The sequence below is a fragment of the Algoriphagus resistens genome (assembly GCF_001442615.1).
Taxonomy (GTDB): Bacteria; Bacteroidota; Bacteroidia; order Cytophagales; family Cyclobacteriaceae; genus Algoriphagus; species Algoriphagus resistens.
Genome location: NZ_LMXN01000001.1, coordinates 346,503 through 373,317, shown reverse-complemented (window position 1 = coordinate 373,317; position 26,815 = coordinate 346,503). Strand labels below are relative to the sequence as shown.

Genomic DNA, 26,815 nt, shown 5'->3' with positions numbered 1-26,815 from the left:
TCATATTAAATGCAAAATTTAGACTCTATAAATCAAGTGATTTCTAGAGTGGACACCTTGTATATCAACAGAGTGGATCCACTTTATAATGAAGCTTATATCAAGCTTTTAGAAAGAAGTAATGATCAGCTCTCTTTGGTGGGAAATCCGCTCGCTTGGATGATTGGGGCTTTAGGTATTCTTTTTACGGTTGGGGCAATAGTAACAGCTTATTTACTATGGAGACAAAGTAAGGAGTTTAAGGAAGATCAAAAGAAATTACTTGATTCTGCAAAAAATGAAATAAGTCAGCTTCATGAAAATTTGAAAGATCAATCAGATATGTTACTGAATAGGTTAACCGTTTCCGTGGAAGAGATAGAACAAAAGAATAAAAGCTTGGATGAACCTGAAAAAGAAATATTATTAGCCAAAATAGAAAGCTTAAAATCTGATATCAATAAAATTAAATTTAACAATCTAGATTTTAAAACAATATATTCTGAAGTTTCCAAGAAAGAGAAATCAACCCTAGAAAGATTTAAAAACGAAATGGAAAAACTAAAACAACGGGATAAAGATATCTTTGATAAAATTAGTGATGAATTAAAAAAAATCAACGGATCATCTCAATTTTGACCACTACCCCATTGGTATCCTTCTCTACTGGTCCCAGATCATCCATTCTGATTTCATCCATACAGTCTTCAAAGGCTTTCACGTAGTTTTCAGTCTGGCAGATCCAGGATACATAAAGCCGGTGGCCAAGAATTCGGCTTATGCTGGCATGCTTGATGGCGAAAACTTTCACGGTAGCTAAATTGTCTGGAGTTCCGGTAAATACTGCGTCGATGGTTGTCATAAGTTTCTGTTGTTCAATTGTTTAACAATGTGCAAGAAAGATAATAATAGCTTGATTATCAAGTCATTTGGAAACTATTTTTTGAGTATTTTTGCAGAAAAAACATGAAAGAAAAATTAGATCCGGGACACATCAGATCTGAAATAAGCTTCTTTTATTACGGGTTGAAAAAGGATAGCTTGATTCAGTTGGAAGAATATTTAAAACATTCCTCAATTTTTTTAGATTCAATTGACAAGAAGTTTGATGACATGAAAATATACTCAGAGGATTTTTTTGAGTATTTTTTTGCAGGTGGTTATAAAAGTATTTTTACAGAGCAATTTATAATTTCCCTTGTATCCCTATCAGAATATAAATTAAAAATCTTCTTAGAAATTTTTGATTATGTTTTGGAGGAGGATGAATTAAAAAAAATCACATCGGCCAACAATGATGTATTAACCGCATTTAAGAAGTATTCAAAAGACTACTTGAAGATTATTCCAAAATTCGATGGGAAAGAATACAAAGAATTCAAGGAACTGACCTCTCTAAGAAATATAATTGTTCATTCTGGTAGTAGGCTCTGGCTACAAAGAGAAAGCAATATTTCGGCTGTAAAAGAGCTTTCAAAAAAATATTCAAATATTAAAATTTATGATGATTACGTTTACATTGATATCAAATTTTGCCTTGAAGCAATTGAAATAGTGAAAAGATTTTTTTTCCTAATCAGCAAGAATTTTATGAGAGAGTTCCCCGGATAATATCACCTAATAATCCCCATCCACACCACCACCCCATTCTCATCCTTCCAGATCTCAATCTTCCCACGATAGCAGCTGTCGTATTCGATGGTATAACCCTCAAAGGGTTCAAAACCCTTGGAGGGTTTCATATCAAATAACTTCCGCTCTAATTTCTTCGACTGGGACATAGATTCTTTTTTGTTTAAGTTTTGAGAGTAGCCACTTGCCGTTTGTGTGGGCGGTGACGCACCGTGGGAGATACTTCCCGTCATCCATCAGTTGGAAGTATACCATTCCAATCCGGCGCACATATTCGCCAGCTTCCAGCTCCTGAAGCTCTGTGATATTGTGAGCTTGCTTTATTTTAATTGTGAGTTCTGAGTCCATTTTACATTCTCAATTTTTCCATTTTAAATTTTCCGGTACACACATTACAGTCAAACTGTTCCAACACGTCAAACAAACCTCTAAATCCCTTCAACCTGACTCCATTCGCAGATTTTGGCGAGGACAGCCATTCAAACATTGTTGGACAGCTAGCACCCGTTCCAACATGATCAAACAGATTCCAACACGTTCCAACAGCCTGAGCCTTCTTTCTTAATCAGAATCAACATTTATTTTATTTATATATACTTTTTTGATTTTGTTTGAACCGTTGGAACCGTTTGTCAGCTTTTCCCTATATCGCGGGGACTTAATTTTTTCCCCAAGAAAAACGGCTATCTTTTAGCCGCTTTCGTTCTGATGTGCTCGAACAGGACAATCAGGTACTTTTCATAAATATCATCCAGTGAGTATTGCTTGCCTTTCCTGATTTGTGACCGAATAGTGGTTCCATTTCAAAAACTCTTAATAGCTCTGTAACTGGGATTCTCAACTCATTCCATTTGAAAATCAGAAATCCATGGACTTGTAAAACTCTCATGCATTCATCAAATCCAAGCTTGAGATCCTCTCTCCAATTATCCTTATCCAGCTTCCCATATTTTTGAGCAGTGAAACTTTTTGTTCCGGCATACATATCATGAGGAGGATCAAAAACAACCATTTTGAATGATTGGCTATCGAAAGGGAGATTCCTGAAATCTGCAATCATATCTGGTCGGACCTTAATGGATCTTCCATCACAGGAAATAAATTCCTCTTTTCTGATATCAATAAAAACTGCATTGGGATTTTCCTTATCGAACCAAAACATCCTGCTTCCACAGCAGGCATCAAGTATTAATTTTTCCATTTCCATTTATTTAAAACCCATCTTTTTTACCAGCTCTTTGCACCATAGCCTTTTCCACGGAATCATCTTCCACCGCTTCCTCTGGCTTCAGGTCTGGATCTTCCCGCTCGAAGTTGTAATCCATATCTTCTAGGAATTTGTATTCGAAGGCATAGGCAGAACTCGTGAAACTCCGCTCTCCCTGCTTCCAGCGTGTACTACTCACCATCCCGATAAAGCCAGGCGCATGGCTGAGGTAATGCGCTAGGGAACCTTTGTCCATTCCCTTTTTCTCGCCCTGCTTGCGCAATGCCTCCATGTATTTCGGATGTGCTGTAGATATCCGGATAAATAGCACCTTGGTGATATTGCCCATATTCTTATCCACCGACTTGCGGTCGATGGTCACCTTTACGGTATTTAGATGCTCCACCTTGAAGTCAGTGCCTTCCCTCAGCTCTCCCTCAGCGATGCAGTATTCCACAGCATCCCAGAATTGATTTGTTTCCTTGGCATTGGAGATCAGCCCGTTTTGGGACTTGATATTCTTCACCATCACTTCCAGCATCTTTGTCCAGTTCCACGCCCAAGGGAGATCATCCTTCAGTACTTTGAAGGTGGCAGCGATCACGGCCATGTTCTTTACTATCCGGCTTTCGATGGTGGTATCATCATTCAGAGCCTTGATCAGCTCCCGCTCTACCTCATCGAAAACCTGGAAGTAATCCGCTTCCATTTTCGCCCTAAAGCGGGTCAAAGCACCCGTAATATGACTCAACCCTTTCTCCTGAAGCTTCTGAAGTTTGACTAATCGCTCCTTTTCCGCTTCGCTGAATTTCGTCTGATGGTACTGGAGGAGAATACAGCGTTTGAAAAGTGCGTTGTCTGCGATCGGAAGTTCCTGCCCGGATATATTACAGGCAGACTCCACCGGTGTAGTAGTGGTGCGATTGCTGGTTCCACCCGTATTCGACCATTCGGACTTCACATGGCCGGCACCGTCATAGGCTGACTTCAGATCCTGCACCCGCTTGAATTCGATGCTGTTGTTATACTCATCAAACCAGACCACGGCATTTCGGAACTGTGCAAATGTCCTGTGGAATGCGACTGGCGTTCCGGCATTCAGCATGAAGGGCTTTCGCTCTAGTCCAAACATGTATTGGATGCTCCAGCACATGGTGGACTTACCAGTACCCGGTGGGCCAAAGTGGAAGAGATGCGGAAAGAATTTGAACCGGCTGTAGATGAGATCGCGGAAAAGTGACGAAATGTAGTAGCTCATGCCGATCACGCCGTTTTCTCCATAAGTGTCATAGAAGAGCTGAGACCAATCGGAGAATTTTACGCTCGGCCGTGGCACGTACACAAATTTCTTTTCCGTGTCGTACTGATCCTTTTCATCCTTGTAGATGCTGGACATCGCCGGGATAAAGAAATATTTCTCTTCTGCCTCATCGTCTGACTTGCCTATCACATGCTTGATTATCCCGTATTCATCCACCTTGGTGAATTTGTCCTCGTAGGCGCCATTAGCAAAGGCATAGAATCCCTCATCCTGCCAGCCTAGCATCTTTACTTCCTCGGCATCCTTGGTATTATCGTAGAGCTTGCGCTTCACCTTGGTGAATTGCTGTTTGGATCCCTCAAACATGAAGTTGCCCTGACTCTCGCAGAATACCTGGAACTCGGTCATGCTGACCAAAGCCTTGGCAGGTATGTCCATGATGTATTTGACACCAAAGATATTTTTGATCTCAAATAATCGCTTGGCGTCTGTCTTGGATCGGATCAGGTAGAGCGGTCGGATGACAAAGTTTGAAATCTTAAAGAATCCGATAGTCCGCTTATTGTTATCAAATACCGCGTAAAAGATGCAATTCTTATGTTCTATAAAACTGTAGGCAAATATCTGTGTTCGTGATTTCCACTCGTCAAAATCCTCTTCATCTTCCAATCCATCTGGCCATGAGATATACCACTCGTTCGAGTCGATTCCCTCAGCTCCTTCCGCCGATTCCGATCTGGCTGTTTTGATGTAGCGGACTTCCACGCCAGCTTCTTTGGCCACTTTGAAGAAATACTTTCCGTTACTATGCGGTTTAAGGCATGCGATATTGAACATCGCTTCCGCCTCCTCTTTATCAGATCCTGCAGCTTCATAAACTTTGGTAGCGATGGCCAATCCCTCTTTCCCAAAATAGGCTATTGAGGCCAAGAGATCCACGGAATTGATTTCCGAATTCATTATCAAATTCACTTTTCCCTCATAGATCCTATCCGCTACCTGCTTGGCTCGGCGAAGCTCCTTGGCGTCTGGCTCGCTGACTTTCACTTTATCCTCTATGCGCCATTCTCCGCTTTCTTCGATCACTATCTTCTTTCGGCAGTCGATGGCCGTGGCTAGTTTTTTGGCGAAAACCACTGGATCCCGATATCCATCATAGATAATTGCGTCCGCCAGATCATAGCCAGCGGGACGCCCTTCGAGAATATTCACGGAAAGGATCTCCTCCGGATTGTCCCGCATTTCTGCAAGTTTGTCCAGCCATTGGATAGTCTTGGACTTGGTATATCCCGCGCTGTCGTTATCAACTATATTCCATATCCTTCCTTTGTATCCGTTGAAAAGTGAAAACTGCTCGTACAGCATCCCATGGTTACCACCTGTGGCCAGCCAATTGAAATCCGGGAAAAAGAAAGCAGCTATCACGGCCGTTTTCTCCGACTCTACCAGGCAGGTATTTTTTTCCGCATCCCAACGGTGCTCACCATAGAAGCATCGGGTAAACTTGTAGTAATCCTGCCAGTCCTCTAGTCGGGCATTATCCGTTTCGATTTTCTGGTTTCTCAGATAAGATCTACCCAGATAATGAGGCGTAAATTTCGCTCCGCCGTCTGTCCCCTCGGTTTTGTCCCGCTTGCCTTCGGGCGTGTAGGCGACAAATTTCACGTTGATTTCCCGTTCCCGATTGGCAATAATGAAAGCAGTGAACTTCCAGTGTCCTCCTATACCCCACGTTTGCAAGTGCTCAGCCGTAATTCCAAGTTTCCCGGTACAGAAATCCCAAAAATTCGCCGGCCTAGTATTTCTGATATTTTTCAGATACTCGGAATCGGGAAAAATGACTGTCGGCTCTGGAAGGTTCTTTTTAGTCTGGGGGTGCGGGGGTTCGGGTGTATCTGCCCCCGGTAGTCGATGATAAGAACAATTGTTCTCCCGATCGCATCTTCCAAACTCAACCCCTATATAATCCCGCGTACCGGTGTAAACATATCGGACAAAGGTTTTCTTGGTACAGCTTGGACAGTGATGTTTTTTAGCTCCTACTTCGAGGGAGTATTTGTAGTCTTTAGACATCGGCTACCTCCATTTCAATGTATTGATCCAGTGTAAGAACTTGGCCTTTATTAGGCATCATCAGCGTATGGCCAATTCTTTTTTCTGTCTCCACTATCTTTTTGAATAGGTCTGGCCTCAGTCTGGCCGAGATCCGCAGATCATTCTGACAACCCATTATGCAGAAAGAGCAGCTTTTGCGCTTCATTCCTTCCGCATACGTCCAGAAAGGTTTTTCTCCGGCATCTGCTATGGTTTTGAAAACCTTTTTCTCAGACCATTTATGGATTGGGAGCCACTCGATCCAAGTACGGCCGGCAACTGAATTACTTTTAGATTTTTTGACAGTCCGTTTTCCTGCTCTGAATTTGGATTCCTGCGCACGTAACCCCATGCAATTCACTATAAGCTTATTTCCATATTCAGCTGACAAAGCCCTTCCTAGTTTTTCTAATGGTCCACGTTTCAGATCAGAAGTACATTGCCGGTAATCTTTTGAAGGAAACATCTGCCTATGTTCCACCATTTCAAAAAAAGTCTTGATAGCCTGGCATACCTCAACACGATGGCCTTTACTATTCATTTTGATAAAATCGATTGTTCCGCTCCATTCCACTTCAGGTAAATGAGCATGTATGATGATGAGTTTTGAGGGAGGAATGATTGATTGCAAATAGATCCGCATGGCCTGGCTATCCTTCCCACCAGAATCATTGCTAAGGAATAAAGCTCCAGCATCAATCATCCGCTGAATAGTGAGGGGTATCTTCTTACCCATTTCCCTCCTCCTCTCCAGCTTTTCGAGAATTAAACCGGTTCCACTCCTCTTCCCCCACTTCACGGATAGAAGTAAACCCATCCTGCTCTACTTTCTCCATGTGCTCCTTAATCAGTTCTCTGGTCTGAGGCTTGAGAGATCGGTCATATTCCAGTTTATTATAGCTCTGCTGGATCTCGATCCGGCTGAGCAGATGATCGGGGTCGAAGTGTTCTTTGATAATTCTGGGAATGCCTGGTGAAGAATGGCTTATCACAGGAATTTCTTCAGCCTTCATCTTCACCCCCCTTTCTTTCAGCTCTGGCTTTGATCTCTCTGTACTGGATGCAGATGTCATCCAATAAAACCATAGCATTGAAGTGCGGGATGTAATCGTTGCGATAATCGACGTAGAGAAGAATAATATCCCTTAGCCGTTTCGTGCTGCCATCTTTAAGCCACTTCTCCAGCAGTAGGGAGAGTACACCATCATCCTTGATCTGTGAGAGTAAATCAGTGATGAATCCTTTGGCTATTTCGTGCTTTCTGGAATATGCTTTCTGATCTATTGCATGCACTGTGATCAGTGTGTGAATAATGGAAAGCTCCACATAGAGCTTCGAGAATCCGGGAGGTAATTGCTTATCGTTTTTCATTTTTGGGCGTTTTGACGTGGCGAATTGTGACCAGGCATATCAGAATGAGTATGGCAAGCCCGGTGATTCCTGTTAGGATAGGTTCGGCGTTCATTTTTCGAAGGTTTTTAAGAGTTTGACTGGGATTTGCCAGTATTCATCTATCATTGAAATAATTGCCAGAGGGAGTATTAATAGAGATATTATCAGGGTGGCAATAACCCATATGGCAAGACCAAGAATTGCTGCGAAATATTTCATCTATCTATAGGTTGGTATTTGGCTGAATCGGGATAGGTATCGCCAACTTTGAAGAAGTGCTTCGGGCAATAGAACCAGTTGGAGCCTTGGGATCCCTTAGCCTTATTAATGACTTCGAAGGCTACTAGGACATTGTCCCCGTCCACGCTGATCACTGTGCCGGTGGCCACGGTGACAGGTGGGACGATGGCTTTGCAGGAAGTAAAGAGAAGTACACCTATTATATATAGTACAAATAGAATGGCCAGCATTTTAAAGGAGAACAGGCAGGACTTCACTTGCTTTTGATATTGTCTATCGTAATAGTCCTGATCTTTCTGATCATCGTAGTGCATCTCAGACATTGGAGGCCTCCTTTCCCTTATAGCTTTCCGGGCAGGAAATTCGGTACTGGATATCTCTGTAATTATCCCAGATGATCTCATCAGTCGGTCTCCCTTCCTTTGAGAGGATGCGGTATTTGACTACCCAAACCCAAGGGTTTATCGATGCCATCTGACAATTGTTAACCTTGTCTATGAGGCTGAAAAACGAAAACCGAGGGGAAGAAAAATACTTGGGGTCGGTGGTGAGATAGTTTTTATATCCTGCCACTTTGTTCCTAGTATAGTAAACTTCAATTCCTTCCGAAATAGCATCTTTTGGACTGATATCAAGCAGCTTTTCCACTCGTATATCTTCAACCATAGCCCAGATTTGAGCATAGCTTTTTGGCATATGGATGGAGGGTCTCCATTTAGGGTTTTTAAAAATGGACTCTCTTGACTTGAATAAAATTCCATCTAAGAAAATGGTAAAAGACTCCCTCACCCAAATCAGATCACCGGGCTGGCCGTAAGGTGATCTTACTAGTAACAATCTATCCGGGGTGTCCGCCATCGCGCATTTGATATCTGTTCCATTAACACTGGATATGTTCTGCCAATTGTAGTCTGGGTATTTATCCAGCCCTTTGGTTCTCCTAGTCTGGGTTTTTCTTCCTTCCAGATTAGCCTGGACCATTTCGGTATTGAAGAGGATGGGACGCTCGGTTATGATCACGCCGGGACGGATCTCGAATTGGTTGGGTTTGAGCTTAGACATTGGGAACCTCCTCTAATTCCGTTTCAGCACTTGAAAATTGAATATCCAAAACAGCTTCGGAAAGAATATCCCTTAATCCGTCGGCATCATCTTTTGACAGTAGAAACTTACAGGAGGGATTGTCAGATATCCGGCTCTTGGCGGATAGGATCACATGCCCATCTTCTACATGTGTTTCAAACACATGTGTGTCGGTTTTCCATTGGTAGGATTTCATTAGTCCTCTTTTTTAGCTGACAACTCCGTGACTTTGTCCCGCATACGGGATAGCTTGTCGGCGTTTTTGTTTCCGCGCTTCTTGCGCTTGTTGGACTTGCGGGTATCGCTGAGCGCATCCTTTAGGTTGGATTTGGCTTTTTTGAACCAGGTGCGCTCGTAGTGTGGCCACTCCACAGGGTTCTGCACTTTGGCTACGCTTTTCTTTTGCGCCAGCGAGACATTAGCCAGACTGAGCAGTATCAGTAGTGGTAGGATTGCTTTGGCCTTGATGGCCGATACCTTGCTGATGTGTTTGATTAGGGTTGTTTTCATGAGTACTTTTTTGTTTGATCGTGATAAATTGATTGAGGTAGCTGAGCCGGATCTTATGCGGACAGCAGCTGGGACGGTTATAGATAAGGCTTAGACCTATGGGCTTGCGGTAAGTGGGATTTACTTCCATGAACTCGACCATGCGGCTCTGGATAAATCCAAAGGCGGAATCCAGCGTTGGGAAGACATCGCCTACATAGCTCTGACTTATCAGTTCGATATAGTCGGCCAGATACTTCATCAGCGGATCTTTCCAGTCTGATTCGGTTTTGTACTGTATGATCTCTAGTTGCATAGCTGATAATCTAGGATTGCATCTTTGCCCTTGCGTCTGGCTGGACGGGCTGTACAGAATATTCGAAGGGCTTTTTTGGGACTGTTTGGGAGGATCTCCGTGGCGACCACCTGAATCCCGGCTAGCATGCACACCACAAATCCAATAAGGATGGTGATATTATGCACCTTGCTTTCCCGACCACGCAGTCGGAAAAAACCACAATGAAGCTCGATGTAGCGGATCTCTTTTTCTTCTAGCTTTCCCATTCTTCTATAGGAGTGGTTTTGATGATGTAGACCGCCAGTGCCACTAGAGCCAAGGCCATGAGGAGAGGAATTAGGATAGCTAGCGCTATCACCCAGCCCCAAGCGACTCCGATCAAGCCCATCCATTTGCACAGGAGGAGAGCTATCGGAGTGAGTACCGCAAATGCGCAGTAAAATTTGAAAAGTGTCATTTGATAAGGATTTGAAGGTTTTCGGACTTCAGCAACTGATAGAGCTCTTTGTCAGACATGGCCATGTCGCAGAGCTCGACGAACTGGCGCTGAAATTTCCTTTTGGTCATATTCGTCTTGTGCAGATCCCAGCCGGCACGGCCACGGGAAAACTTGCAGGTATTATGACAGGCTTGGAAATAATACTCCCTTGCCAGGGATCTGAGGATTTCCAGATCGTACCACTTGGATGTTATCGCCTCAATCATGGCTCTTCGCTATTAGGTCCAGGATCTGATTCCGCTGTTTTTGGAATCTGCTTTTTTCGCTTGGAAGGATCTTCAGTAGATCCTCCTCCAGCTGTGGAATGGCTTTGATCTGCTTCTCTGGTGCGACGGAGGAGAAATACCCACCTACAGTCTTCACATGATTGATTGCTTTTAGCTCGGCCATGCCCAGCGCACCTACTGATTTGTAGGCGCGCTCCCGGGCGTTGGCAAAGCGAATCAGGGTGTCCGCAACTTTTACATTACTTTTCATGGGAGACGGGGACTGGACGTTCTATCAGATCGCACACATCACAGTCGAGAAATTCAGCTATCACAGGAAGCTGCGCCAGTTCGGGATCCTTCGTCCCTTCCACCCACTTATTCCAAGTGTGGATCTTCACTCCCAATTCCTCAAGTACTGAGTTGCTTGGGTGGAGACCCTTAAAACCTTTTTGGTCTAGGATTTTTTTGAGTCGGTTCATAACGAAACGTTTTGTTTGCTTGATTATGAATCAAAGAAATGCTTTTTGTTTCTAAAATGCAAATGTTTTGTTTCTATTATATGTATTTTATTTGCCTAAAGGAAATATTTTATACCTATAAAGCAAACATTTTACGCTCATAAACGTGATTGTTTAGGTTTTTAACTCCCGTACTTTACGGTATTAAATGATTCCAATTAGCAAACAATTAGTATGCATATAGGCACTTTTCTTAAAAATGAAGCTGAAAAGCAACGGTTAAGTACTGCTGACATCGGGGAAATGATCAACAAAACAGCTCAGGCGGTACGTGGAGATTTCAAAAAATCAGAGTTGCAAATGGCTGTATTAGAGTCTTACGCCAAGGCTCTTAATATTAATATCTATCAAATATTGGCAGCTGAGTGGGAAGGAACGCCCTATTCGGATGAGGGTACCCATACTATGATTTCCAAGAATGACCGTCCACAACTAAATGCCCCACCGACAGACCGGAAATTAAAAAACATGGAGACTGTCTCGGTGACTTTCCAAATCCCCGCCGCAAAAAAAGAAGCCCTTTTGAAGCTTCTCACGGCCTAAAGTTTCAACATCGTTTCAACATCGTTTCAACATTTTATCATAAATAACTGAAAGTCAATGAGGATAAGTGATCCTTCCGAGTGCACTTAAGGCTTAGGCAATTGTCTAAGTCTTTTATTTTTTAAACTGGTTTTGAACCATTTTTGGGTGGAAGGCAGGCCAGCTAATTAATCCCATTAAGCAAACTAGCTCTCAGAAATTCTTTGCTTTTATAGTCAAGAATATGGGAACATATCTTTTTCGCAATCAGAACATTCTTTACTTTTGATATCATTAGTATCAATTACTATTCGCAAACTGTATCGTAAATGGGGGATCAAAAATATTTTTGGGCTTCGAATCTCAGATTTTTGAGAAACAGGAAAAAACTGAGCCAGGATGACTTGGCGACAAAGTTGGGTTTTACCCGCGCAAAATTAAATGCCCATGAAAATGGACACACGAAATCCCCTCCAATCGATGACCTTGTCCATTGCGCAGATTACTTCAGAATGAGCGTGGACACCCTGCTGAGAATAGATCTTTCCAAACTAAGCGAGCTCAAAATACGCGACCTTGAGGCGGGAAACGATATTTTTTTGCTGGGGTCGAATGTTCGCGTCCTTGCCACGACCCTTAGCAACAACAATGAGGAAAACATTGAAATGGTGCCTATAAAAGCAAAAGCAGGGTATCTGGGAGGTTATGGGGATCCTGAGTTTATCAGCATGCTGCCAGCGTTCCACTTACCTAATTTGCCCAAGGATAAAAAATATAGGATGTTCCAGACAGAAGGAGACAGTATGCTCCCGATCCCTGACGGATCCTATATCATCGGATCTTATCTGATGGACTGGAAATTCAAAAAAGAAACCCCCTGCGTAGTAATTACCGAAAATGAAGGGATCAGTTTCAAGATGGTTACCTTTCTGGAAGATAAAAGAAGTTTCTTGCTCAGATCCATCAATCAATTATATGAACCCTATCAGGTCAGGGCAGAAGAAGTACGCGAGCTATGGAAATTTGAATATTCTATGATCAAAGAGTTTCCTACTGAAACACTCACCCTCCAGCAAATAGGGATAGGTATAGCCGAGATCAATAGAAAGCTGGAAGATCTTAAAATCTGACCTCAGCCCTTATTATAGGTGTGCTGCATTGGGTTATAAGATAGCCCAACAGCATCGTCAAGCCTTATCTTCCTATGCCTATCAATCCAGCCTCCAAAATCCCAAGCAGATGAACAACCTTCCTTTTCGGGCATTTCTTACTTCCAATATGGATTTGGAGAAGGCTGAGATTAAAAAACTCTTAGAAACCTGTGGTCAACAGGAATTTGCAAAAGGACAGGTATTGCTTTCTCCAGGTCAAAAATGCCAACATACCTTTTATGTGGGAAAGGGTCTTTTGAGGCAATACTCTTTAGATAACAAAGGCAAAGAACATGTCTTACAATTTGCGCCAGAGGAATGGTTTATGACAGATCGGGAATCATCTTATTTTGGACAGGAGTCGATCTATTATATTGAAGCACTGGAGGATTCTTTGATATTTTTAATTGAAGAGCAACATATTATCCAGCTCATGGATAATTTCCCCGGCTTTGCCGAATTCAACAATAAGTTATTACATAATCATATCCGTCATCTTCAGCAGCGGATCAACAGTCTTTTAAGTGACCCTGCAGAGCAGCGCTACCTGAAGTTCATCAGCACCTACCCGGATCTGCTCGTGCGAGTCCCCCAATGGATGATTGCCTCTTACCTTGGAATCACACCGGAAGGACTAAGTAGGGTGCGCAGAGAAATGGCTAGCAGATACGATCACTAGAACGATCTTAACCTAGGTCAATGCAGGACCAGTTGGTATGTGATAGGTTTGTGATGAATTAAAACAGATCACGTATGGCAACCAGGAATATTGAATTAATCGTAAAGCCCAGCACCCCACATTTCGTCGGAGATGGTTTTCGGGTAATGACCCTGATACCAAGTGGCTCCGGATTAAGCATGCAGAGGATGAATCCATTTATCATGATGGATTATAATCCCAAATTTCACTTCCCCCCTTCTACTACCCCAAAAGGTGTCGGGGTACATCCCCACCGTGGATTTGAAACGGTAACCATTGCCTACAAGGGAAAGGTAGCCCATCACGACAGTAGTGGTGGCGGTGGTGTAATCAGCGAGGGAGATGTACAATGGATGACCGCAGCAAGCGGAGTACTTCACAAAGAATACCATGAAGAGGAATTCAGCAAAACGGGCGGCGAATTTCAGATGGTACAGCTTTGGGTAAATCTTCCTGCCAAACACAAAATGAGTGCACCTAAGTATCAGGCGATTTCAAAAGATTCTATTTCGAAGGTAGAATTACCGGCTAACCGTGGTCAGGTTGAGATCATTGCAGGATCTTATGAAGGAGCTGCCGGAGCAGCGTCCACCTTCACTCCTATTCACCTATTCAACACAAGGCTTAAGTCAGGGGGAACAGCTTCTTTTTCCTTCCCGGAAAATTTCAACACGGGACTACTGGTGCTGGAAGGAAAGGTAAAGATCAACGCTACCCAGGCGGTAGATACCGATCATTTTGCACTCTTCGAAAATAAAGGAGAAGACTTTCAGGTTTCGGCTACAGATGATGCGGTTTTTCTTATCCTAAGTGGACAGCCTATTCATGAACCAATTGCGGCGCATGGCCCTTTTGTAATGAATTCCAAAGAGGAATTGATCCAGGCTTTTCAGGATTTTAATGAAGGGAAGTTCGGTTACCTGAGTTGAACTTTGCTTCAATGGCCCCTTCAAAACACAGCGGCTGTGTCAGTATGGAGTGACCCTAAAAAATTGCACAGGTATCCAAAAATTAGTTTTTCCTTCAAGGGCCCGGTATCGCACCGGGCTTTTTCAGTTTAGCCTGTTTTTCTTTTGAGAGGTGATATTTTTAAGTTTGCCCAAAGGAATATACACTAAGGAAACCTCAGAACAATTTACTTTACCTTTTTTAAAGCGGAAGATTCCCGGTAGCGAACTTGGCGTACTGCCTGTTATTTTGGGAATGGGCAGTAGGGAATGCATCTCACTTAATTCCCGGGCACAGCATACTCACCGGGTCCGGATGCCTTCTTTGCTCAAAGTTATTGGGGTACTAGTGGTCGGACTGCACTACCTCATCCTCGAAGCTACCCATGTGCAGCTTGCCACCACTTCTTAAAATCAGGTAACCTCCCGCCACACCAAGAATTATCCTAAGCGCCATATTTTGTTTTGTCACTGCAAGTGATAAAACATAAGAACCTGCTAGCAAGGATGTCAGCCCTTCCGAAAAATTTGTGACCTTCTTTAGCCCATTTGCAACTTTATATTTTCTAGTCATCATATCGTTTTTTTGAGATACCCTTTACGCCATCCTATCACTATTTCATTCCTCTGCAGTAGCCCATAGTACACAGTCCCTACGTCGGAAATCTGCAAATTGACTAAGGCATTACATGAGCGGGCTTGGATCCTCAGCCCTTTTACTTCAACCGGTGCAAGATGATTCACTCAAAGAATCCAGTACCTACGTTCCAAAGATCTTCTTTCCTTGTCGATTTCTTTCTAGGCAGTAGTTTTAAGAAACCGGGAGGAAACCAATTGATTAATCCATTCAAAATCTACCACCTGTATTTTTCCAAGCACAACTTTTTTGCCCAGATGCTTGGCCCATGTGGCTGCAAAAACCACGTCTTCAGCAAAAATATTTTCACGGGGTTCCTTTTCAACATTGGCAGAATGATTTCTCCATAATTCCACCGTGGTAAAATACTTCCCGTGCTTATGGATAAAATGCTCAACTATCTCAGGTAAACCATGCTTTTGAGCAAGTGGACGCCCGGGAGTCAGCAGGTAATTATCAAAGCAAAGTTCAAGGTCAAAATTCTCAGCCAACGTAGGCAAAAGCCAATCATACCATTTTTGCCCTTTTTTGGTATTAAATTCAGCGCAATCAATACCAACCCGTAAAGACTGCACATGTTCGGATTTAAGTCTGGCGATTATAGCATTTACTTCCTTTCTGTTCCTTACAGGAAACCACATGATCTTTTTCGATGCGGGTTTTAAAACAGAAGTTTCTGAGGAGATTGGATCTAGTTTCATTGATGCAAAAATTTTGGATTTAAGAACTTGCAAAACTTACCTTTTGTGTAGTCTATACTGGTACAGTTTCAAAAAATTCGCCAAATTAAAAACCAGCTTACATTTGTAATTAAGCTGGTACATCAGATTTTTCCTGAAAAAATCAGTGTCAAAAATTACTCAATATGTGGAGAACAGACATCTTTTTAGAAGAAAGCTTCTCGATTAGTCAGCCTCTCAACCTGTTCTAAAAACAACCCTGTCAGCAAGAACTTAAAAAAAACAGCATCGGGCAGAAACCCGATGCCATCTAATTTTATCCAGTCCCTCTTATTGAGAAATGACCAGCTGTTTATTTTCAATTTTACTACCATCTCTTTCTTGCTGGATGCCGCTATCTACACCACTTTCGGAACCTCAAATCCCGCTCTATAGTCACGGGTCAGCATCGCGTCAGCTTCGGAGTCATTGACAAAAGTTTCTGATTTCGGATCAAAATCCAAAACTCTTCCAAGCCTATAGGCTATGTTTCCAAGATGGGCCAATCCTGAAGATAAATGAGCTGTCTCCACAGGTCCATTAAGGATGGATTTGTCATGCTTCCTGACTGCCTCAATAAAGTTGGTAAAGTGGCCATCTGTTCCGCCGGCTCCCCTGTCCATGCCAGAAGCAGCTTCACCACCATCATCCCCTGATTTGCCAGGTGTACGGTCATTTCCCAAAAAGGTCTTGTACTTGTCATAACCATCTACGACCAGGTATCCCTTGTCCCCATAGAATATATTACCCACGGTGGCACCATCTTCTGCATTGGTATACCAAGGTCTCACCTCAAATTGGATGATTTTATTTTCTTCCGGATAGTTATAGATAGATGTCAAAACTTCAGGAACCTCCTTACTGTCATTCCACAGGTACTTACCTCCCATGGAAGTGATTTTGGTAGGAAATCCCACGTCGAGCCCCCACATGCAGAGGTCTGTCTCATGAATACCCTGGTTTCCTACATCCCCATTGCCATAATCCCAATGCCAATGCCAGTTGTAATGCACCAGATCATGGGTAAACGGAACCTTGGGAGCTGGGCCTGTCCACAAGTCGTAATCCAATCCCTCTGGCACGGGAGATGTACCCTTAATGCCAATATCCCCTCTCATTCTAAACACCAGACCCCGAGCCATATATACTCTTCCTATATAACCGTCCCGCATCAGTTGAATTGCCTCCTGAACTGCAGGAGAGCTGCGAAGCTGTACACCGTGCTGAACGATTCTGTCATATTTCTCCGCCGCCTCTATCATCTTACGGCCTTCTGATATATTGTGTGAACCCGGTTTCTCTACATATACGTCCTTGCCGGCCTGACATGCCCAAATGGTCGCCAAAGCATGCCAGTGATTTGGCGTGGCCAGACTTACCACATCAATGTCTTTATTGTCAAATACTTTTCTAAGATCCTGCTCCAGTGCTATCTCGCTTCCGTATTTCTCCTTAAACGCTTTTTGTCCTGCAGTCAGAAGATTCATATCCGGATCACACAGCGTGGTAACCTGAACATCTTTCTGTGCCATAAACCCCTGTATATGACTTTTACCTCGGCCATTGATGCCTAGAACAGCCGCGTTGATTCTGTCATTTGCCCCGAATGCTGAAGCTGGGATAAAAGTAGGCAGGACCATTGCTGCAGAACCGGCTATAGCCGTTTTCTTAATGAAGGTCCTTCTAGATGATTCTTTACTCATGATATTAGGTATTTATGGTTTATGTTATGTTAAAGTTCTAGTCAAGAGAAAGATTAAGCTAGGATATATGATTTAATAAAATGAGTTGATAAACCTATTTTAATTTTCACTATTTCAGGTAGCTCTTGAAAATGCAGGCTTCCCTCCATTAGCAGGCCCATTAAATTTAAAGATGTCATTATAGCCAAATATTTTTAAAAATCTTTCCTGTTACCCAAACAGTTTTACCAGAACATTCGATTTGCCTACCTTTAAATAAAAAAATGTATGATAGCTATTAAACGCTTAGACCATGTGCTGATCACCATCCCTCCCAATTCACGAAAAGAAGCCAGACAGTTTTATATCGAAAAATTATTGCTCAAGGAAATTCCAGGAACACATCCCCACGGCGCTATCTGGATCCAGCTTGGTGCTATAGAACTACATGTCCGTGAAGAAGAAGGACATCAAAGCACTTCAGCCAGGCACGCTGCCTTCGAGGTCACCGACTTGGAAGAAGCTAAGGTGTTTTTGGAAAAAGAAACTATAGAAATCAGTTATTCATCAAAAATAGACGGTCGTGATCGCTGCTTCTTCCGGGATCCTTGGGGAAACAGATTTGAGTTGATCGAATACGATCAATGAATATATTTCAGGTCAATTTGTATCACATTCATGGTTACTTCGAGTTTTGCAGACTCATTTGGCTGAAGCCCTGTTTCAAATCCAATCATCGCAAACCCCTCATTTGCTTCCTCACCTGGCATCATTGGTGTAGCTGGATAAATCTTAAGTTTGGAATTCTTAGGTGAAACAATTTTAATAACCAACCGCTTTTCATCATGAGAAATAATTGCCGTGGAATTGTCTACCAGCACAATATCGTCATAGGTCATCATTCCCCAGCGCACACTTGATCTCTGCCCATTGTTTTGAATTTCATCCCTTATTTCCACTTCCTTGTTCTTTTTGATCTCTGTGGTACGCAAGGCTGAGGTAAGCGAAGTTTTATAGGCAGAACTGATATCCATTTTGCTCGATTTCAGCTTCTTGCGATCAATTACTTTTAGTATTTTGGCATCTGAATCCACATCCTGAAATGAGCTATCTACGACTAAAGTATTGTGTGAGAAATTATTATAGCGAAAAACTTTCCATCGGTCACCATTAGGCGATTTATCCCATATGTCCACTCCTGAAGTTTCCAGGTCATTGTAATTATTCATTCCAAGATCTATCGCCCAGCGGACACCAGCAGCATCCATCACAAAGCTTCCTATGTCCATGTGCCCATGGCTAATACTTGGGGATCCAGCCTTATTACCTAGGTAAATATCATCTCTTTTCCAGCCTGATCTTAGGAAACTTACCGGATTCTCACCGCCGCCAACCCATGAAGTTACTTCAGGAGCTACTGCGGACACGTTTTTCAATTCTGAAAGCCAAATCAATAAAAATGCATAAAATCGGCCTTCACTGGTTTCTGCATCAAGGCTATCCTCACCTGTAACTATTTTTTGTACAAGGGGCACCTGATTGTATATGAGCGAGAGGTCTTTGGATTTAGAGGCAAACCAAAACATGGCCGCAGAAATCACCTCATTTTGTCTGGAATCTGAATAATTGAAACTGCCAGCAGGCCCATGAGCATGCAAGAAATACTCCCCTGTTTTCATCAAGCCATTGGAAGTTTCTAAAATGCTGTCTGGATATTTCTTTTGATAGGCATCCACAAACAGTACATTAAAGCTTGTTCCATATTCCCAATAAGAAGTGCCCTCCGGATAAACTCCATCAGGATCATATTGTCCTTCTGGAATTCGGATTTTTTCTTTAGCCCTATCAATTATCATTTTCGAAAATTCCGGGTTTTCCCTTTCAACCGCCCAAGCGCCTACTGCCATAGATGCATGACAGACTTGGTTCCAGTTATTAGTCGTGTTAATCCACCAATTTATCTTCTCATCAATTGATGGCTTTAATCCCTTTTCTACTATAGCCTCTCTAATCTTAAGAGCGGATTCAGGCGATAAATCATCCTTCGTCCAATCATATCCCAGGCCCATAGCCATAGTCATCTCTGCTACATCAAGAAAATGTGATGGATTCCAATCTGAAAATTCAGCTGCCGCCAGCAAATATTTCTCGGATGCCTGTAGGTATTTTTCATCTCCGGTCAATTGATACGCATAGGCAAGGTAAGTGATCCGCTTTAAGTACGTTCTGCTTACTTCCAAGAGTCTTCGGCCCACCTGTTGGCGGGGTGGTGGTGGCAATTCCGCTATTTGATCACAAGTTGCTAAAAATCTCTTTTCCAAACCCTGGAGAAGCTCACTCTTCACCTGCTTCTCTATGGTGGGTACAAACAGGGTAGGAATGGTTTTTTGTCCATGGCTTTCAAAAACAAACACAAAAAAAACTGCTACAAGTAGGATGTTTTTTCTGATCATAGAGCAAGATGGCATTTGGGATTGATAGTTAAGTTGGGAAAAATTCACTGATTAGATCATAGGCTTAATAATATGGATAAAAAGTAAGCTTTTTCCAATATACCCTAATATTCAAAGGCAACCGATCAGGAATTAAGCCCATTTAAAATGATTCTTCTGCAATAACCGCTAAATTTTTACTTTCTTCGGGCTAATTATGAACCCAGATTAAACATATTTTCAAGAATTCTAAGTTTTAAACCAATTATATGAAATCGAGCATACCCCAGAGTCACACGGGGATGATTATCAACCATGCAAGATTCCATATGGCTTTTAAAAGACAAATTATAATCATATGAAAGAGATAGTAGATGCTATTAACGCGGTTGTTTGGAGTAATGCACTGATTTTTCTTTGCCTGGCGGCCGGAGTTTATTTTTCCTTCGCCACCAAATTTCTTCAGGTCACTTACCTGAAAGAAATGATCCGGCTCTTATTCAAAGGTGAATCTTCCGATAAAGGGGTTTCCTCCTTCCAGGCATTCGCTATTGCGATCTCAGGGAGAGTAGGTACCGGGAATATAGCAGGTGTTGCCACTGCCATCGCCATGGGAGGACCGGGGGCTATCTTCTGGATGTGGGTAATCGCATTTCTTGGTGCCTCTTCTGCATTTGTAGAATCAACGTTGGGACAAATCTATAAAGAAGTGAACGACGGGGAGTATAGAGGTGGCCCGGCTTATTATATCGAAAAGGGAATAGGTAAAAAATGGTATGCTATGCTCTTTGCCTTTGCGACTATTCTGGCAACAGCTCTTTTTATGCCCGGTGTACAAAGCAATAGTATTGCCCTCAGTATGGCAAACGCATTCGATATTCCGGTCATGTGGACAGGGATCAGTGTCACCGCTTTAATGGCCCTGATTATTATTGGGGGTGTAAAAAGAATCAGTAAAGTAGCCGAAGTTGTCATTCCTTTTATGGCGGGGGCTTATATTCTAATGGCCGTTGTGATTATTACTCTCAATATCACTGAAGTACCTGCAGTGTTTGCTTTGATATTCAAATCAGCATTCAATATGGAAGCAGCTTTCTCAGGCGTATTTGGAATGGCGATCGCATGGGGGGTCAAAAGAGGAATTTACTCCAACGAAGCCGGCCAGGGAACTGCCCCACATGCAGCCGCAGCCGCTGAGGTTAGCCATCCTGTAAAACAAGGTCTGGTACAATCCTTTTCTGTATATGTGGATACACTCTTTGTGTGTACAGCCACGGCATTGATGATTCTATTCACCGGTCAATTCAATGTATTAAATCCCGAAGGGGGCTTCTTAGCCGAAAACCTTCCAGGCGTAGCGTTTGGGCCAGAATACACCCAGTTTGCAATCGCTTCCCAATTCCCTTCTCTCGGAGCTGGCTTCGTAGCTGTGGCATTACTGTTTTTTGCGTTTACCACCATTATGGCTTACTACTATATAGCTGAGACCAACCTTAGTTATTTGATCCGAAAGACCAAAAACAGATGGGGAATATGGGTTCTCAGATTTGCAATTTTGTTATCCACTTTCTACGGAACCATCAAAACTGCCGAGTTGGCCTGGACCATGGGAGATATTGGGGTAGGACTGATGGCCTGGCTGAATATTATTGCCATTATCTTACTTAGAAAACCAGCTTTCCTGGCTTGGGCAGATTATAAAAAACAGAAGAAGGAAGGCAAGGATCCGGTTTTCATTGCTAAGGATGCAGGTATTGACAATGCTGATTTCTGGAAGTGATGTGTGTGACTTCAAAAAGCATTTAGGAGAATGCCACGCCGAAATTTCAGGCATTTTTCACTTAAACATCTTCCTGTATTCTCTAGGAGTACAGGAGTTTATTTTGAGGAAAGCTGCATTAAATCGGCTGATGGAATTAAATCCACAATCGAAAACAATATCTGTAATGCTCTGATCTGTTACGACTAATTTCCGCTGGGCGTGGGCAATTCTCTCTTCGGTGATATATTCAGTTAAGGTACTACCAAAGGTTTTCTTAAAAATAGCATTGGCATGGTCAGGATGCAGGCCCACTGCCTGACCTATATCCGATACTTTAATTGGAGTTGAATAATTCTGGGCTATAAAAATAGCAATACGTTCTACATGGCTTATTCCACTGCCTTGTATGCTCGAATGTTTATTTTTTGCTAATGATAACATGCTGGTAGACATTCTGCTGATCCGCGCATGAATTTCCAGCAAGGCAACTTCTGAGGAGCCATTCCCATTTATATCATTCAGCCAGTTTTTAAGTAAAAACTCATCGTAACCCGAGTGATCTTCCGCCTCTTCGAATACTATATCCCCTTTCAACAAACCCTCTACAAATGGGCCTGCAAGTTGCCATTCTAAAAACAAGGAGAATGGAACTGTACAGACATAATATGGCTTGGCATGCTTGAAATCTATAATCTGATGTGGAACAAGTCCCCAGAATACCGTTAGCTTTTTCGGTGGAACAATTACTTTTCTTCCTTGAAAAAGGTAAGTAATCCCTACCTCGGGGAAATAATTTATTTCAATTTCGTTATGACGATCTGGCCTTTTCATCAAGCTTGGTGACCATAGTTCACAAGTCAAGCCATACGGCTTAAATTCGTTTCTATTTTCATCAAACGTATTGAACATCTAGGATTTCGATAGATTTTAAAAGAAATGTAGGTAGTTTTTCCTCAAATACGAGAATAAATTTACAATTGGGTATTTACATAAACTCAAATTTCCAATTCATGAAAATCAAATTACTCTCCCTACTACTCTTAATCTTCTCCTATACTCTTTCTGCGCAGCAACACAAACAAAAATCCAAGCTAAAACCTCGATTAGTCGTATTAACGGACGTGTCTACTTGGGAAACAGACGATAGTGAGTCCCTTGTAAGACTGCTTGTCCATGCGGATCTGTATGAAATAGAAGGTTTGATTTTCACTACAGGCTGGAGTCTGGACCAAACCCGTGAGGATTTTATGGGGTTGGTCCATAAAGCTATTGATGCCTATGAAAAAGACCTTCCTAATCTCCTTAAGCGGTCGGCTCAAAAAGAGTTTCATGCTGATGAATCACAACAGGATATCGGTTATTGGCCAAGCCCGGAATACTTGCGAAATATCACGGTGTTCGGAAGTAAAAACCGGGGCTATGAATTTATTGGTGAGGGAAATGACTCAGCAGGAAGTGATTTGATCATCAAACTTGCAGATGAAAAGGATAAAAGACCTGTTTGGGTAACTGTTTGGGGAGGAGCCAATACGTTGGCACAGGCGATCTGGCAGGTTCAACAGAATAGAAATGAAAACCAACTAAAGGAATTTCTTCACAAACTGCCGACCTACACCATCACTGATCAAGACCGGGATCAGAAAACTGAGTATTCAATCAGCTCCCATCAATGGATGAGAAGGGAGTTTGAGGATGATCTGCTTTTTATCTGGGACGAAGTAGCTTGGTTATACCAAAACGGTGCAGGAAAAAGTAATTGGGAGAACTATGCCAATCAAATCCAAACCCATGGAAATCTAGGCAATGTGTATCCCAAGTATAAGTTTGGAGTGGAAGGCGATACTCCCGCATTTTTGCACCTTATGCCCAATGGGCTCAATGATCCAATGGTACCAAGCCATGTTGGTTGGGGAGGATATTTCACAAAAGGTATCACAGCCGACAAGGAAACTACAGCATTCAATAACCATCACTCACCTGTGAAGGAAAAATCCAGGGAGTATTCAGACTACTTTTACCCCGCTACCTTTAATAATTTCGCGGCACGTATGGACTGGGCAAAGGAAGGTAAGGGCAACCGCAATCCCATTGTGATCATAAATAAAAATGAGGGAATAGAACTGCTCAGAGTAAAAGCAAAAAAACGTAAAAACATAATGCTTGACGCCTCCAAATCTTATGATTCTCAGGGCGATGAGCTGAGTTTTAAATGGTGGATTATTCCAGAAGCAGGTACTTATGAAGGCAATTTTTCTATCCCAAATGACAATTCAGATTCCATAAAATTAACTCTCCCAAAAGATATCTCCGGAAAAACTATCCATGTGATCTGCGAAGTGACAGACAATGGTTCACCAAACCTTACTAGCTATCGTAGGATAATTATTGAAGGAAAATAAAACATTTCTTACATCAACCTAAACCATGAAGCCCAACTGCTTTATAGTACTGTTTTTAACAATCACACTTTCAACTGTCCATGCACAAGATTCCGGCTATCACAGCATGCGTTGGAAGGAGGTGGCTACCAAAATGCCTGAAGAATGGTATGGTTCGAAGGAGGCGAAAGCAGTAGCCGAAAATGTCCTACTCGCCAAAAAGGCTATCGGTGGATGGGAGAAAAACAAAGGATATCATCAGAACTTATCCGACTCAGAAAAGGCTGAAATTTCAGCCGCTAAATCTAAAACCGGAGCAACATTTGATAATGGAGCCACTATCACCGAATTGAGATTTCTGGCCAACCTATTAGGGCAGACCCCAGATGCCCGCTATAAAGAGGCTTTTGAAAAAGGCTTGGATTACATCTTTATCTCTCAATATGACAATGGAGGATGGCCGCAGTTCTATCCTGTTCGAACAGGATCTGTCGCTTATTCCGGACACATCACCTACAATGATGATGCTATGGTGAACATCATGAGGTTTCTCAGAGATATTTCAGAAGACAAAACTTATTCAGCACTGAAACTGGCTCCGGAAATTATGGCAAAATCCAAAAGATCATTTGACGCAGGGATAGCTTGTATCCTTCAAACCCAGATTATCGTGAATGGAGCCCCTACCGTCTGGTGTGCCCAACATGATGAAAATACCCTTGCACCAGCCAAAGCCCGCTCCTATGAGCTTGCCTCTTTCAGTGGCTCGGAGTCTGCAGGCATTGTCATGTTGTTAATGGAGTTGGACGATCCTTCAGAAGAGGTCATTGCCTCCATAGATGGTGCCGTCCACTGGTTAGAAGCCCACAAAATCGAAGGAATCAGACTGGCAAACGAAATAGACGAAGATGGGAAAAAGAACAACGTGGTAGTTCCTGATCCCGCCGCTCCTCCCCTGTGGGCACGCTTTTATGACCTGGAAACAGCAAAACCCATCTTCTCTGACCGGGACGGGATCAAAAAGAACTCACTGGAAGAAATAGGCTTTGAACGTAGGAACGGTTATAGTTGGTAGACCCACGCCCCTTCCAAAGTTTTGAGGAAATATATTGAGTGGAAAAAGAAAGTGCATAGAAACTACTAGTAGCTAGTCGACATGCAAAGGTAAGACCTACCACTCCTTAGGATTGTTTTTGTTAAAGTAACCCAAATTCACCGTTTAAGAACTGCCTACGTAAAATTGATTTCTAATTTGGTATCATACCTAATCAGATGCCTATGAAAATCCTTTTACTATCAATTCTCATTTCTATTCCATCTTATCTTCATGCCCAAGAAGAAGAAACTATAGCCTGGATTAATCAAAATTCTATAAAAATAGAAGATGCAAATCCTGATAGTGAGCTAGTTATTTTTGCTGACAATATTCCGGTCAAATTTGCTCAAGCACGTATTTTTGGGTTTGGGGAAGCTTCACATCATGGAAAGGAATTCTTTGATATAAAGGCTAAATTCTTCAAGTATTTAGTAGAAAATCAAGATGTTAAAGCCTTTATTATGGAGGAAGCCTATCAAACCGAAGCTCCCGTAAATGAATGGATAGGCGGTGGAGAAGGAAATATTAATGCAATTGTTGGTAATTTTACTATAATGCCCTGGCATTGTAAAGAAGTAGTTGATCTTTTGAAATGGATGCGGGATTATAACTTAAACAAACCTGCGGCAGAACAAATCCGATTCTACGGGATGGATATCCAGAGTGGAAATGGTATCAATTTGGAAGTCCGTGAATTTGTAAAAACCTATAAAATCCCAGTAAGCGAAAACCTTCTTGCAACTGCAGACAGTTGCTCAACAGTTGGCTATAGTGCAACACCTGATTGGGCAGGAAATCAAATCCCCAAGCTTAAAGAAATTGAACAGATCATAGTAAATTTTCAAACCAAAACCGCAAACAGTACCAACCAGGAATTCTCATCGATTATAAGATCTCTAAATTACTTAATCAAGCACACAACTTATTTAAAAACCCGGAAAAGTGAAGTAAGAGATTTGAAAATGTTTGAGAATGTGAAGTGGATAGTAGGTAATGAAACCAAAAACGGAAAGGCCTTTATATGGGCTCATAATGATCATGTGAACAACCTGACTTTCAATTACTACGGTATGCCTTGGATAAATCTAGGCAGGCACTTGAAAGAGTATTTTAAAAATGACTATTATTCTGTTGGTTTTGATTTTGGAGCAGGTGAACTAGGTGGCTATATTTTCAAAAAAAACAAACCAGCTGTTTGGAATGTATATCCTATATCCAGGCCCTATCGAAAAACATACGCAGAAACACTTTTCAAGGCAGCTAATGACATTTACTTTATTGACATGAAAGAGGCAATAAGCAGCGACCCAACAAACTTTTTCGATAAAGAAAGCAGACAATTAGGTCTTGGAGGTCCAGGATATAACCCTAAAAAGAAATACCTTGTTACTAAAAAATTCTCAGAAATGTTTGATGGAATAATATTCGTTAAGCGTATTTCCCTGCCTAATTATAAGCTGGATAATGATTGAGAATATTTCAAAACTGATGAGTAATAAATCTTTTAAGGAGGCCAATAAGCACCTTATTGAACTTCAAAGAGAAGTATAAACTATCTTAAATGCAGATACTAAATGATCAGAAGACTATGAAAAATAATATCATGTTGATGTTAGCTGTATCTTTGGCACTATTATCCTGCAATTCCGATAGCGAAGATATCATAAAGACAGAAAAAGGTAAACTCTGGCTTAGTGGTGGCCTGTATTATTGCGCCGAACAAATACACCTAGATAATGGAGATACATTAATCGTCAATTTAAAAGAGGTAATCTCCTATACATCAGGAGACCGGGTGACAATAAAATATAAAGAACTTGGTAGAAATAAAAACTGTTCTTATGGAATCAATTGCAGCGTTATTGAGCTTAGGAAGCTCGAATGAAAA

35 protein-coding genes are annotated in these 26,815 nt (G+C 42.1%); 12 read left to right on the top strand and 23 right to left on the bottom strand.

Annotated elements, in window-relative coordinates; translation table 11 throughout:
- Positions 1 to 9 precede the first annotated feature (9 nt).
- Positions 10 to 618, top strand: coding sequence for a hypothetical protein (locus tag AS141_RS01485; protein ID WP_057935841.1), 609 nt, complete (start codon positions 10 to 12; stop codon positions 616 to 618).
- Here the strand turns inward: AS141_RS01485 and AS141_RS01480 are convergent.
- Positions 596 to 841, bottom strand: coding sequence for a hypothetical protein (locus AS141_RS01480; protein WP_057935840.1), 246 nt, complete (start codon positions 839 to 841; stop codon positions 596 to 598). The two genes, AS141_RS01485 and AS141_RS01480, sit on opposite strands and share 23 nt — an antisense overlap.
- A gap of 104 nt (positions 842 to 945) precedes the next feature.
- Between AS141_RS01480 and AS141_RS01475 the strand changes: the two genes are divergently transcribed.
- The gene (locus AS141_RS01475; protein ID WP_057935839.1) at positions 946 to 1,590 is read left to right on the top strand and encodes a hypothetical protein; all 645 of its coding nucleotides are present in this window, start codon (positions 946 to 948) and stop codon (positions 1,588 to 1,590) included.
- Between the two features lie 2 nt (positions 1,591 to 1,592).
- Here AS141_RS01475 and AS141_RS27200 read toward each other — a convergent pair whose 3' ends face one another.
- From AS141_RS27200 to AS141_RS01405, 17 genes are all read right to left on the bottom strand, one after another.
- Entirely contained in the window at positions 1,593 to 1,721 is a 129-nt protein-coding gene (locus AS141_RS27200) for a hypothetical protein (protein ID WP_262480988.1), read from the bottom strand.
- Between the two features lies 1 nt (position 1,722).
- A complete protein-coding gene (locus AS141_RS01470; RefSeq protein ID WP_057935838.1) occupies positions 1,723 to 1,959 on the bottom strand; it encodes a hypothetical protein in 237 nt (78 codons plus the stop codon).
- Positions 1,960 to 2,338: 379 nt separating this feature from the next.
- The gene (locus tag AS141_RS01465) at positions 2,339 to 2,812 is read right to left on the bottom strand and encodes a TRM11 family methyltransferase (RefSeq protein WP_082632155.1); all 474 of its coding nucleotides are present in this window, start codon (positions 2,810 to 2,812) and stop codon (positions 2,339 to 2,341) included.
- A gap of 10 nt (positions 2,813 to 2,822) precedes the next feature.
- A complete protein-coding gene (locus AS141_RS01460; protein ID WP_057935836.1) occupies positions 2,823 to 6,152 on the bottom strand; it encodes a DUF6371 domain-containing protein in 3,330 nt (1,109 codons plus the stop codon).
- Entirely contained in the window at positions 6,145 to 6,909 is a 765-nt protein-coding gene (locus AS141_RS01455; RefSeq protein ID WP_082632125.1) for a phosphoadenosine phosphosulfate reductase domain-containing protein, read from the bottom strand. Before AS141_RS01455 ends, AS141_RS01460 begins: the two co-directional genes overlap by 8 nt.
- Positions 6,902 to 7,186, bottom strand: coding sequence for a hypothetical protein (locus AS141_RS01450; RefSeq protein ID WP_057935835.1), 285 nt, complete (start codon positions 7,184 to 7,186; stop codon positions 6,902 to 6,904). Before AS141_RS01450 ends, AS141_RS01455 begins: the two co-directional genes overlap by 8 nt.
- Positions 7,176 to 7,544, bottom strand: coding sequence for a hypothetical protein (locus AS141_RS01445; protein WP_057935834.1), 369 nt, complete (start codon positions 7,542 to 7,544; stop codon positions 7,176 to 7,178). The genes AS141_RS01450 and AS141_RS01445 overlap by 11 nt, the downstream gene beginning before the upstream one ends.
- 236 nt (positions 7,545 to 7,780) lie before the next feature.
- Positions 7,781 to 8,128, bottom strand: coding sequence for a hypothetical protein (locus tag AS141_RS01440; protein ID WP_057935833.1), 348 nt, complete (start codon positions 8,126 to 8,128; stop codon positions 7,781 to 7,783).
- A complete protein-coding gene (locus AS141_RS01435) occupies positions 8,121 to 8,867 on the bottom strand; it encodes a hypothetical protein (RefSeq protein ID WP_057935832.1) in 747 nt (248 codons plus the stop codon). The genes AS141_RS01440 and AS141_RS01435 overlap by 8 nt, the downstream gene beginning before the upstream one ends.
- Positions 8,860 to 9,084 carry a hypothetical protein gene (locus AS141_RS01430; RefSeq protein WP_057935831.1) on the bottom strand — a complete coding sequence of 75 codons (225 nt, stop codon included), beginning with the start codon at positions 9,082 to 9,084 and terminating at the stop codon, positions 8,860 to 8,862. The genes AS141_RS01435 and AS141_RS01430 overlap by 8 nt, the downstream gene beginning before the upstream one ends.
- Positions 9,084 to 9,260 carry a hypothetical protein gene (locus AS141_RS26465; RefSeq protein ID WP_157243355.1) on the bottom strand — a complete coding sequence of 59 codons (177 nt, stop codon included), beginning with the start codon at positions 9,258 to 9,260 and terminating at the stop codon, positions 9,084 to 9,086. The genes AS141_RS01430 and AS141_RS26465 overlap by 1 nt, the downstream gene beginning before the upstream one ends.
- A gap of 46 nt (positions 9,261 to 9,306) precedes the next feature.
- Positions 9,307 to 9,693 (bottom strand): hypothetical protein, encoded by a 387-nt coding sequence (locus AS141_RS26460; protein ID WP_157243354.1) that lies wholly within the window; start codon positions 9,691 to 9,693, stop codon positions 9,307 to 9,309.
- A complete protein-coding gene (locus AS141_RS01420) occupies positions 9,684 to 9,941 on the bottom strand; it encodes a hypothetical protein (RefSeq protein ID WP_157243353.1) in 258 nt (85 codons plus the stop codon). The genes AS141_RS26460 and AS141_RS01420 overlap by 10 nt, the downstream gene beginning before the upstream one ends.
- Entirely contained in the window at positions 9,929 to 10,132 is a 204-nt protein-coding gene (locus tag AS141_RS26455; protein ID WP_157243352.1) for a hypothetical protein, read from the bottom strand. Before AS141_RS26455 ends, AS141_RS01420 begins: the two co-directional genes overlap by 13 nt.
- Positions 10,129 to 10,380, bottom strand: a complete 252-nt coding sequence (locus AS141_RS01415) for a hypothetical protein (RefSeq protein WP_057935828.1) — start codon at positions 10,378 to 10,380, stop codon at positions 10,129 to 10,131. Before AS141_RS01415 ends, AS141_RS26455 begins: the two co-directional genes overlap by 4 nt.
- The gene (locus tag AS141_RS01410) at positions 10,373 to 10,651 is read right to left on the bottom strand and encodes a hypothetical protein (protein WP_057935827.1); all 279 of its coding nucleotides are present in this window, start codon (positions 10,649 to 10,651) and stop codon (positions 10,373 to 10,375) included. Before AS141_RS01410 ends, AS141_RS01415 begins: the two co-directional genes overlap by 8 nt.
- Complete coding sequence (locus AS141_RS01405) at positions 10,641 to 10,862, bottom strand: helix-turn-helix domain-containing protein (RefSeq protein WP_057935826.1); 222 nt, start codon at positions 10,860 to 10,862, stop codon at positions 10,641 to 10,643. Before AS141_RS01405 ends, AS141_RS01410 begins: the two co-directional genes overlap by 11 nt.
- 213 nt (positions 10,863 to 11,075) lie before the next feature.
- On the opposite strand from AS141_RS01405, the gene AS141_RS01400 reads away from it, so the two are divergent.
- From AS141_RS01400 to AS141_RS01385, 4 genes are all read left to right on the top strand, one after another.
- On the top strand, positions 11,076 to 11,444 hold the full coding sequence (locus tag AS141_RS01400) for a hypothetical protein (protein ID WP_057935825.1): 369 nt from the start codon (positions 11,076 to 11,078) through the stop codon (positions 11,442 to 11,444).
- Between the two features lie 308 nt (positions 11,445 to 11,752).
- The gene (locus tag AS141_RS01395; protein WP_057935824.1) at positions 11,753 to 12,553 is read left to right on the top strand and encodes an XRE family transcriptional regulator; all 801 of its coding nucleotides are present in this window, start codon (positions 11,753 to 11,755) and stop codon (positions 12,551 to 12,553) included.
- A 109-nt stretch (positions 12,554 to 12,662) separates the two neighbouring features.
- Complete coding sequence (locus AS141_RS01390; RefSeq protein WP_057936199.1) at positions 12,663 to 13,253, top strand: Crp/Fnr family transcriptional regulator; 591 nt, start codon at positions 12,663 to 12,665, stop codon at positions 13,251 to 13,253.
- 74 nt (positions 13,254 to 13,327) lie between these two features.
- On the top strand, positions 13,328 to 14,203 hold the full coding sequence (locus AS141_RS01385) for a pirin family protein (protein ID WP_057935823.1): 876 nt from the start codon (positions 13,328 to 13,330) through the stop codon (positions 14,201 to 14,203).
- Positions 14,204 to 14,567: 364 nt separating this feature from the next.
- On the opposite strand, the gene AS141_RS26450 is transcribed toward AS141_RS01385, so the two are convergent.
- The 3 genes from AS141_RS26450 to AS141_RS01370 all read right to left on the bottom strand — a co-directional run bounded on the left by AS141_RS26450 (position 14,568) and on the right by AS141_RS01370 (position 17,280).
- Entirely contained in the window at positions 14,568 to 14,798 is a 231-nt protein-coding gene (locus AS141_RS26450; protein ID WP_157243351.1) for a hypothetical protein, read from the bottom strand.
- 221 nt (positions 14,799 to 15,019) lie between these two features.
- Positions 15,020 to 15,559 carry a hypothetical protein gene (locus AS141_RS01375; RefSeq protein ID WP_157243350.1) on the bottom strand — a complete coding sequence of 180 codons (540 nt, stop codon included), beginning with the start codon at positions 15,557 to 15,559 and terminating at the stop codon, positions 15,020 to 15,022.
- A gap of 377 nt (positions 15,560 to 15,936) precedes the next feature.
- Positions 15,937 to 17,280 carry a Gfo/Idh/MocA family protein gene (locus tag AS141_RS01370; protein WP_057935820.1) on the bottom strand — a complete coding sequence of 448 codons (1,344 nt, stop codon included), beginning with the start codon at positions 17,278 to 17,280 and terminating at the stop codon, positions 15,937 to 15,939.
- A 267-nt stretch (positions 17,281 to 17,547) separates the two neighbouring features.
- On the opposite strand from AS141_RS01370, the gene AS141_RS01365 reads away from it, so the two are divergent.
- Positions 17,548 to 17,907: a VOC family protein gene (locus AS141_RS01365; protein WP_057935819.1), complete on the top strand. Its 360-nt coding sequence runs from the start codon at positions 17,548 to 17,550 to the stop codon at positions 17,905 to 17,907.
- Here the strand turns inward: AS141_RS01365 and AS141_RS01360 are convergent.
- Positions 17,901 to 19,712, bottom strand: coding sequence for a heparinase II/III domain-containing protein (locus AS141_RS01360; protein ID WP_057935818.1), 1,812 nt, complete (start codon positions 19,710 to 19,712; stop codon positions 17,901 to 17,903). The genes AS141_RS01365 and AS141_RS01360 overlap by 7 nt on opposite strands.
- A 337-nt stretch (positions 19,713 to 20,049) precedes the next feature.
- On the opposite strand from AS141_RS01360, the gene AS141_RS01355 reads away from it, so the two are divergent.
- Positions 20,050 to 21,471, top strand: a complete 1,422-nt coding sequence (locus AS141_RS01355; protein ID WP_057935817.1) for an alanine/glycine:cation symporter family protein — start codon at positions 20,050 to 20,052, stop codon at positions 21,469 to 21,471.
- Between the two features lie 57 nt (positions 21,472 to 21,528).
- Here AS141_RS01355 and AS141_RS01350 read toward each other — a convergent pair whose 3' ends face one another.
- Positions 21,529 to 22,362, bottom strand: coding sequence for a helix-turn-helix domain-containing protein (locus AS141_RS01350; RefSeq protein ID WP_057935816.1), 834 nt, complete (start codon positions 22,360 to 22,362; stop codon positions 21,529 to 21,531).
- A gap of 101 nt (positions 22,363 to 22,463) precedes the next feature.
- On the opposite strand from AS141_RS01350, the gene AS141_RS01345 reads away from it, so the two are divergent.
- The 4 genes from AS141_RS01345 to AS141_RS01330 all read left to right on the top strand — a co-directional run bounded on the left by AS141_RS01345 (position 22,464) and on the right by AS141_RS01330 (position 26,812).
- Positions 22,464 to 23,852, top strand: coding sequence for a DUF1593 domain-containing protein (locus tag AS141_RS01345; RefSeq protein WP_057935815.1), 1,389 nt, complete (start codon positions 22,464 to 22,466; stop codon positions 23,850 to 23,852).
- Positions 23,853 to 23,877: 25 nt separating this feature from the next.
- Positions 23,878 to 24,906, top strand: a complete 1,029-nt coding sequence (pelA, locus tag AS141_RS01340) for a pectate lyase (RefSeq protein ID WP_057935814.1) — start codon at positions 23,878 to 23,880, stop codon at positions 24,904 to 24,906.
- A gap of 203 nt (positions 24,907 to 25,109) precedes the next feature.
- Complete coding sequence (locus tag AS141_RS01335) at positions 25,110 to 26,399, top strand: erythromycin esterase family protein (RefSeq protein WP_198293476.1); 1,290 nt, start codon at positions 25,110 to 25,112, stop codon at positions 26,397 to 26,399.
- Between the two features lie 116 nt (positions 26,400 to 26,515).
- Positions 26,516 to 26,812 carry a hypothetical protein gene (locus AS141_RS01330; protein ID WP_157243349.1) on the top strand — a complete coding sequence of 99 codons (297 nt, stop codon included), beginning with the start codon at positions 26,516 to 26,518 and terminating at the stop codon, positions 26,810 to 26,812.
- Positions 26,813 to 26,815: the final 3 nt, after the last annotated feature.

Excerpts from the sequence above, each read along its gene's own strand:
- AS141_RS01485 (WP_057935841.1), top strand. The coding sequence starts at position 10 with ATGCAAAATTTAGACTCTATAAATCAAGTGATTTCTAGAGTGGACACC.
- AS141_RS01480 (WP_057935840.1), bottom strand. The coding sequence starts at position 841 with ATGACAACCATCGACGCAGTATTTACCGGAACTCCAGACAATTTAGCT.
- AS141_RS01475 (WP_057935839.1), top strand. The coding sequence starts at position 946 with ATGAAAGAAAAATTAGATCCGGGACACATCAGATCTGAAATAAGCTTC.
- AS141_RS27200 (WP_262480988.1), bottom strand. The coding sequence starts at position 1,721 with ATGAAACCCTCCAAGGGTTTTGAACCCTTTGAGGGTTATACCATCGAA.
- AS141_RS01470 (WP_057935838.1), bottom strand. The coding sequence starts at position 1,959 with ATGGACTCAGAACTCACAATTAAAATAAAGCAAGCTCACAATATCACA.
- AS141_RS01465 (WP_082632155.1), bottom strand. The coding sequence starts at position 2,812 with ATGGAAAAATTAATACTTGATGCCTGCTGTGGAAGCAGGATGTTTTGG.
- AS141_RS01460 (WP_057935836.1), bottom strand. The coding sequence starts at position 6,152 with ATGTCTAAAGACTACAAATACTCCCTCGAAGTAGGAGCTAAAAAACAT.
- AS141_RS01455 (WP_082632125.1), bottom strand. The coding sequence starts at position 6,909 with ATGGGTAAGAAGATACCCCTCACTATTCAGCGGATGATTGATGCTGGA.
- AS141_RS01450 (WP_057935835.1), bottom strand. The coding sequence starts at position 7,186 with ATGAAGGCTGAAGAAATTCCTGTGATAAGCCATTCTTCACCAGGCATT.
- AS141_RS01445 (WP_057935834.1), bottom strand. The coding sequence starts at position 7,544 with ATGAAAAACGATAAGCAATTACCTCCCGGATTCTCGAAGCTCTATGTG.
- AS141_RS01440 (WP_057935833.1), bottom strand. The coding sequence starts at position 8,128 with ATGTCTGAGATGCACTACGATGATCAGAAAGATCAGGACTATTACGAT.
- AS141_RS01435 (WP_057935832.1), bottom strand. The coding sequence starts at position 8,867 with ATGTCTAAGCTCAAACCCAACCAATTCGAGATCCGTCCCGGCGTGATC.
- AS141_RS01430 (WP_057935831.1), bottom strand. The coding sequence starts at position 9,084 with ATGAAATCCTACCAATGGAAAACCGACACACATGTGTTTGAAACACAT.
- AS141_RS26460 (WP_157243354.1), bottom strand. The coding sequence starts at position 9,693 with ATGCAACTAGAGATCATACAGTACAAAACCGAATCAGACTGGAAAGAT.
- AS141_RS01420 (WP_157243353.1), bottom strand. The coding sequence starts at position 9,941 with ATGGGAAAGCTAGAAGAAAAAGAGATCCGCTACATCGAGCTTCATTGT.
- AS141_RS26455 (WP_157243352.1), bottom strand. The coding sequence starts at position 10,132 with ATGACACTTTTCAAATTTTACTGCGCATTTGCGGTACTCACTCCGATA.
- AS141_RS01415 (WP_057935828.1), bottom strand. The coding sequence starts at position 10,380 with ATGATTGAGGCGATAACATCCAAGTGGTACGATCTGGAAATCCTCAGA.
- AS141_RS01410 (WP_057935827.1), bottom strand. The coding sequence starts at position 10,651 with ATGAAAAGTAATGTAAAAGTTGCGGACACCCTGATTCGCTTTGCCAAC.
- AS141_RS01405 (WP_057935826.1), bottom strand. The coding sequence starts at position 10,862 with ATGAACCGACTCAAAAAAATCCTAGACCAAAAAGGTTTTAAGGGTCTC.
- AS141_RS01400 (WP_057935825.1), top strand. The coding sequence starts at position 11,076 with ATGCATATAGGCACTTTTCTTAAAAATGAAGCTGAAAAGCAACGGTTA.
- AS141_RS01395 (WP_057935824.1), top strand. The coding sequence starts at position 11,753 with ATGGGGGATCAAAAATATTTTTGGGCTTCGAATCTCAGATTTTTGAGA.
- AS141_RS01390 (WP_057936199.1), top strand. The coding sequence starts at position 12,663 with ATGAACAACCTTCCTTTTCGGGCATTTCTTACTTCCAATATGGATTTG.
- AS141_RS01385 (WP_057935823.1), top strand. The coding sequence starts at position 13,328 with ATGGCAACCAGGAATATTGAATTAATCGTAAAGCCCAGCACCCCACAT.
- AS141_RS26450 (WP_157243351.1), bottom strand. The coding sequence starts at position 14,798 with ATGATGACTAGAAAATATAAAGTTGCAAATGGGCTAAAGAAGGTCACA.
- AS141_RS01375 (WP_157243350.1), bottom strand. The coding sequence starts at position 15,559 with ATGAAACTAGATCCAATCTCCTCAGAAACTTCTGTTTTAAAACCCGCA.
- AS141_RS01370 (WP_057935820.1), bottom strand. The coding sequence starts at position 17,280 with ATGAGTAAAGAATCATCTAGAAGGACCTTCATTAAGAAAACGGCTATA.
- AS141_RS01365 (WP_057935819.1), top strand. The coding sequence starts at position 17,548 with ATGATAGCTATTAAACGCTTAGACCATGTGCTGATCACCATCCCTCCC.
- AS141_RS01360 (WP_057935818.1), bottom strand. The coding sequence starts at position 19,712 with ATGATCAGAAAAAACATCCTACTTGTAGCAGTTTTTTTTGTGTTTGTT.
- AS141_RS01355 (WP_057935817.1), top strand. The coding sequence starts at position 20,050 with ATGAAAGAGATAGTAGATGCTATTAACGCGGTTGTTTGGAGTAATGCA.
- AS141_RS01350 (WP_057935816.1), bottom strand. The coding sequence starts at position 22,362 with ATGTTCAATACGTTTGATGAAAATAGAAACGAATTTAAGCCGTATGGC.
- AS141_RS01345 (WP_057935815.1), top strand. The coding sequence starts at position 22,464 with ATGAAAATCAAATTACTCTCCCTACTACTCTTAATCTTCTCCTATACT.
- pelA (WP_057935814.1), top strand. The coding sequence starts at position 23,878 with ATGAAGCCCAACTGCTTTATAGTACTGTTTTTAACAATCACACTTTCA.
- AS141_RS01335 (WP_198293476.1), top strand. The coding sequence starts at position 25,110 with ATGAAAATCCTTTTACTATCAATTCTCATTTCTATTCCATCTTATCTT.
- AS141_RS01330 (WP_157243349.1), top strand. The coding sequence starts at position 26,516 with ATGAAAAATAATATCATGTTGATGTTAGCTGTATCTTTGGCACTATTA.